Genomic DNA, 2,792 nt, shown 5'->3' with positions numbered 1-2,792 from the left:
CGCTTTAACGATGCAATATTGATATATAAAAAAGCCACGTTATCATAGCGTGGCTTTTTTATGGGCTTCATTTTTTATTAGTGAATTTGGTCATTAGTCTATTTGTCGCGAAACTTAACTGGCTGTACTGCGCCTTTAGGATTGGGCATATTAGGATAATGATGCTCATGTTCGACATCACATTCAGCGCCAACGACAGAACCATCCTCTTTAATAGGCTTATGAATATAGCCAGTACGTTCAGCTGGTGGCAGATGCTCATGCTCCCATACCATTACTGCTTGCATACAGGTTTCACGTTGCTCAGCGGTCAGCTTACGACCGTCCTGCCATTTGCCAAGCTCAATTGCCATACGAAATTTATCAACCACTTCTGGTGTTAGACTTGCTAATATCGTTTGTTTATCCATCGTGCCTACTCTCCACTACTATTTTTTATATCACATGTTTGTCTAACAAAGACACTTATTCCTCGTCCATAATATCATCATCAACATCGAGACTGAATTCTTCAGCATGCACATTCCAGTGCAACTTCGTCCGGCACGCTTCATAAAAATCAAACCCTGGCGGATGTAGCAAGGTTAATTTGTCCGGATGCTTACGAATATATAGACGCTGCTCTTGCTCAAGCGGCGTGCTTGGTTTACCGTCAGCGCTGACCATCGGCTGGGTGCGATTGTCCTCGTGGATACGGATACAAATCTCGCTGGTACCACTGACCACAATAGGGCGACTAGACAGCGTATGCGGGTGCATAGGCACCAAACATATCGCATCCATGCTTGGATGGATGATAGGACCACCACCAGAGAGCGCATAAGCCGTCGATCCCGTCGGTGTAGCCACAATGAGACCGTCACTATGCTGCCGATAGACATCATGCCCATCGATTTTCATCTGAAAATCAATCATATGGACAGACTTACCAGCATGCAACACGATATCATTAAGTGCCATGTCTTCATGAATAATCTTACGACCCTCACGAATCTCCATCGTAAGTAAAAATCTGTGGTCGAGCTGATAATCGCCCATCAATACTTGGCGTAGCTTGAAGGCAGCTTCATCAGGTTTAACATCGGCTAAAAAACCAAGGCGACCACGGTTAACGCCCAATACAGGGACACGATAGCGTGCCAGTGCTTCGGCAGCATGGAGTATAGAACCATCACCCCCAACCACGATGACCAAATCACAAATCTCGCCTATAAGGCTACGCTTGACGATTTTGACTCTTTCTATTTCAGTGAGATTCAGAGTTGGCAAGTTGGCGGTTTGCACATCCATAATCAATGTAAGATTCATTTCGTTAATTGTTTGGGCAATCTGCCCAATACTTTGGGTCACACTGCGCTTTCCGGCACGACCCATCAAGCCAATACGGCGAAAGGCTGGATTTTTGATAGCGTGGAACAGCTCTGACTCATGTAGGTGCGGCAATCTTGCGGACTGCGCTGAGTTTTCCATAAAACGACTCGGCATGACGGTAAATTACAGAACAATGATAACGAGAAATAGGCGATTAGACTAGCATGTTTATCAATTATCGTTGTTAACTGTCGTAATTGACCCCATATAAAAACTAGCATATGCTGTTTTAGGCGTATCTATTTAGCTACTTAATATCCGTCTATTAAAGGCTTGCAATCAATCTAGTTATCGCTTGAAGCCTTATATGCTGTCACGCAAACACCGTTGACAATAATAGCGGTTTTGCTAAAGTAGCTTAAATCTATATTATTGATATTTTATTGAGGACATACTTATGGCCAATCCTATTGTCAGTCGCGCAGAGCTTGCTATTGGCGGCGCTCCGATGACGGTTAAGGGCGTGATTCAAAAAACCAGTTTATTGCTTGGGCTATCAGCTATTACTGGTGTTGGATTTTTCTTTTATGCATTGATGGCAGGTTTATCGCAAGGTTTTATCACCATGGCAGCCTTTGGTAGTATGTTTGCTGCCTTTGGTTTGGCTATTTTTATCACCTTTAAACCACAAAAAGCCAAAACTCTCGCTGTACCATATGCACTTTTGGAAGGTATATTCTTGGGCGGCATCTCGCTGTTTTTCATGAGAATGTATCCAAGCGTGCCAGTCACTGCGATGTGTGCAACGTTTGTAACAGCAGCGGTTATGCTAGGGCTATATCGCTCAGGTTTGGTTAAAGTCACTGAAAAATTCCGCTCAATCGTTACCTCAGCATTGATTGCTATCATGCTGGTTTATGTGGCGCAGTGGGTACTGTCTTTAGCTTTTGGTTCAAGCTTACCTTTCTTGTTTGAAGGTGGCGCTATCGCTATTGGCTTTAGCTTATTTGTGATTGTTATCGCCTCTTTTACACTGTTATTAGACTTTGATAATATCGAGCGTGGTGTGGCAATGGGTGTGTCAGAAGACTACGAATGGTTATTCAGTATTGGTCTTCTTGCAACGCTAGTGTGGATGTATATCGAATTTATGCGTCTACTAAGCTATCTACAAGACTAATCTAAATATTATCTAACTGTTATTTTGCATGAAAAAACCCGCTTTTAATAAAAAGCGGGTTTTTGTATGGGTAAGTTTTAAAGGTTTATTTAAACTGGTTTAAACTAGGCACGTTTTAGACGCAGCGCATTTAATACCACAAATAACGAGCTTAACGACATTCCAATAGCAGCCAGCCAAGGTGGCACATAACCTAAAGCCGCTGGTATTAATACGCTACCATTATAAATAAGTGCCCAACGCAAGTTTTGTTTGATAATACGTTTGGTTTTATCAGCGATACGTTTAGCAGCAATAATAG

General features: G+C 42.6%; 4 protein-coding genes. 1 reads left to right on the top strand and 3 read right to left on the bottom strand.

Features of this window, described 5'->3' with window-relative positions:
* Positions 1-98: 98 nt before the first annotated feature.
* Together VLN09_RS03010 and VLN09_RS03005 are read right to left on the bottom strand one after the other, a co-directional pair.
* Positions 99-410, bottom strand: coding sequence for a YeaC family protein (locus tag VLN09_RS03010; protein ID WP_325243722.1), 312 nt, complete (start codon positions 408-410; stop codon positions 99-101).
* Positions 411-465: 55 nt separating this feature from the next.
* Complete coding sequence (locus VLN09_RS03005) at positions 466-1,470, bottom strand: NAD(+) kinase (protein WP_325243721.1); 1,005 nt, start codon at positions 1,468-1,470, stop codon at positions 466-468.
* A gap of 298 nt (positions 1,471-1,768) precedes the next feature.
* On the opposite strand from VLN09_RS03005, the gene VLN09_RS03000 reads away from it, so the two are divergent.
* Positions 1,769-2,491: a Bax inhibitor-1/YccA family protein gene (locus tag VLN09_RS03000; RefSeq protein WP_325243720.1), complete on the top strand. Its 723-nt coding sequence runs from the start codon at positions 1,769-1,771 to the stop codon at positions 2,489-2,491.
* Between the two features lie 104 nt (positions 2,492-2,595).
* On the opposite strand, the gene VLN09_RS02995 is transcribed toward VLN09_RS03000, so the two are convergent.
* Positions 2,596-2,792, bottom strand: a 197-nt coding sequence (locus VLN09_RS02995; RefSeq protein ID WP_325243719.1) for a hypothetical protein, incomplete at its 5' end; no start/stop codon positions are given.

The organism is Psychrobacter sp. (genome assembly GCF_035469765.1).
In the GTDB taxonomy this organism is placed as follows: domain Bacteria; phylum Pseudomonadota; class Gammaproteobacteria; order Pseudomonadales; family Moraxellaceae; genus Psychrobacter.
The sequence above is the reverse complement of the archived record's forward strand: the minus strand, read 5'-3'. Positions and strand labels throughout refer to the sequence as shown.

Bases quoted from the DNA above. Each gene is read 5' to 3' on its own strand.
- VLN09_RS03010 (WP_325243722.1), bottom strand. From the start codon at position 410: ATGGATAAACAAACGATATTAGCAAGTCTAACACCAGAAGTGGTTGAT.
- VLN09_RS03005 (WP_325243721.1), bottom strand. From the start codon at position 1,470: ATGGAAAACTCAGCGCAGTCCGCAAGATTGCCGCACCTACATGAGTCA.
- VLN09_RS03000 (WP_325243720.1), top strand. From the start codon at position 1,769: ATGGCCAATCCTATTGTCAGTCGCGCAGAGCTTGCTATTGGCGGCGCT.